At 71.3% G+C, this 746-nt stretch carries 1 pseudogene; it reads left to right on the forward strand.

The window, feature by feature from the left end:
* Positions 1–511, forward strand: a pseudogene (locus tag KUM32_RS36405) (serine/threonine protein kinase); the annotation flags it as partial.
* Positions 512–746: the final 235 nt, after the last annotated feature.

Consider the following 746-nt stretch of genomic DNA (forward strand, 5'->3'; position numbering starts at 1 on the left):
CGCCCCACCCTCGCCCTCGTTCGGCGACGCGGGCGACGGCGACGCCGACCAGCCGGAGACCAACCTGCTGACGCCCGCCGGAATCCGGCGGGCCCTCGCCGAGTTGCGGCCCCTGATGGACAGCGGCAAGGTCATCAGCCTCGTGGTCTACCCCGAACACGTCTCGGCCGAGGCGCTCGTGAAGGGCAGCACCAAGCGGTACGACCGGTTCAGCTACCGCGCGGACAGCGGGGCGTCCCGGGACGGCGCGGGCGGTACGAAGACGACCGGTACCCAGCCGGTGGACCTGAACGCCTTCGACTGGGACGCCCTGCCGGCGCTGATGCGCAAGGCGGACCAGGTGCTCGGCGTCGACCAGCCCACCAGCCGTTACCTCGTCGTCCGCGCCCCGTCCAGCGTCTTCGACGAGGGCCAGAGCATGAGCGTCTACCTCTCCGACGCCTACGGCTCCGGCTACCTCAAGGCCGATCCCAAGGGCAAGGTCATCGCCACCTACCCGCAGGACAAGTGATCCCCCGCGACGGAGCGGAGAGGCCGGTGCCAGGCGGGGTTGGGCGCGTGCCAGGCGGGGCTGGCCCGGTACCGGGCGGTGTAGGGCCCGTGCCGGGCTGGCCCTGGCCGGCGCGTCCCCTGGAAGGCGCCGATCAGGAGCCGATCAGGAGTTCACTTCACCGTTGCCATCGCACGTCTGACAGGGTGCTTCGTGGTCCCACCCCTCCTCGTCGGTCCACTCGACCTTTCCGCTC

This window comes from Streptomyces sp. AC627_RSS907, assembly GCF_019049165.1.